This window comes from Thiolapillus sp., from assembly GCF_048562965.1.
In the GTDB taxonomy this organism is placed as follows: Bacteria; Pseudomonadota; Gammaproteobacteria; order Chromatiales; family Chromatiaceae; genus Thiolapillus; species Thiolapillus brandeum_A.
On sequence record NZ_JBHNMF010000775.1, the window covers coordinates 1 to 1392 of the forward strand.

Here is a 1392-nt window from a genome sequence, read left to right on the forward strand (position 1 = left end):
ATGCCTGGCATCGGCACATGGCGCTGGTAATGATTGCCCTGTTGTTTGTCGTGAAGGAGCGCCTGCTACTGAAACAGGAAGCCCCTTTGTTATCGCTGGCCGACGTGGTGATGGTGTTGGGGAAACTGTTGCCCAAGCCAGAACCTACACCCAAACAACTCGCCAGACTTATTCAAGAGCGACACCGGCGCCGACAGGCTGTCACAGAATCCTGTCGGCGGAGGGGTGGTGAAATATGACAAAGTAGAATTAGGAAGGATCCAAATTTATCAACTCAGCTACCTGGAGAAAAACATGACCCATCTGATCGAAACCATGGAAAGCGACTACAGCGATGATCCGGAAGTGATCAAAGCCGCCGAAAAACTGATGGCAAAACTGATGGCTGATTTGACATGATCACGTCGCTGATGGCTGCGGCATGGCTGGGAGGCTCGTATTTGCCCTCTGGAGGGTTTTTATATCCAGAGAGGAGCTACCACATAGATCAGGCCAGGTATTACAGCACAGACCCTCGGCGGGCCTCTGTGAGTGGATACGCTGGTGCATCTGATCCCTTAGTCCGTCCGGATTATACGGGCGCGGCGCCGGACAAACCCGGCGCCAGTACATCTATAACGGTGGATGCGGCAGTCGCCCATCATGCTGAGGCATCTGGGGAGAACCTCGCGCAGCTAGCGACAACCAGTGAGGCAAGCCTTGAGGGATCATCGCGCACGGGCTCGACCGTCGCCGCGTCACGGGTGACCGTGTCAACTCGTGAAAAACCCTCACCTTTCGCCTTGCTCTACCTGTCCGATTATTCTGTTCGAAACGACCCGGTTGGCGCCTTGGCTGCTGAGAATATGATATGGAGCTGCCCGATAAATTGTCAGGTAAGAGATGATGCTTTGCGCAATTGGGTAGGGCATGATCCGGTCGAGAGCGATTTTAAGAAGAGATTGTACGCGACGATGGAGAAAATGACTGCGACGGAGGCACAGACCGGCGGCTTCCAGCACCTTCTCGAGACCGTGAGAGTAGAACCAGTTGTGATAGAAAAACGGGGTCGCAATATCGTTGTTTTTCTGTCAGTTGAGGAATATTATCGACTTAAACTTAAAGATCTGGATGAGAAGGTTACGTCTTCCGACGCTGCCAGCCAGACGCTGGACGCTGCCAACCATGGAAAGCGACTACAGCGATGATCCGGAAGTGATCAAAGCCGCCGAAAAACTGATGGCTGATTTGACATGATCACGTCGCTGATGGCTGCGGCATGGCTGGGAGGGTCGTATTTGCCCTCTGGAGGGTTTTTATATCCAGAGAGGAGCTACCACATGGGGCAGGCCAGGTATTACAGCACAGACCCTCGGCGGGCCTCTGTGAGTGGATACGCTGGTGCATCTGATC

1 protein-coding gene and 1 pseudogene are annotated in these 1392 nt (G+C 53.7%); both read left to right on the forward strand.

The window, feature by feature from the left end:
* Positions 1–239, forward strand: a pseudogene (locus tag ACOCD2_RS19985) (IS701 family transposase); the annotation flags it as partial.
* Positions 240–395: 156 nt separating this feature from the next.
* Complete coding sequence (locus tag ACOCD2_RS19990) at positions 396–1187, forward strand: hypothetical protein (protein WP_419625950.1); 792 nt, start codon at positions 396–398, stop codon at positions 1185–1187.
* Positions 1188–1392: the final 205 nt, after the last annotated feature.

Coding starts and splice junctions, on each gene's coding strand:
- ACOCD2_RS19990 (WP_419625950.1), top strand. CDS start 396: ATGATCACGTCGCTGATGGCTGCGGCATGGCTGGGAGGCTCGTATTTG.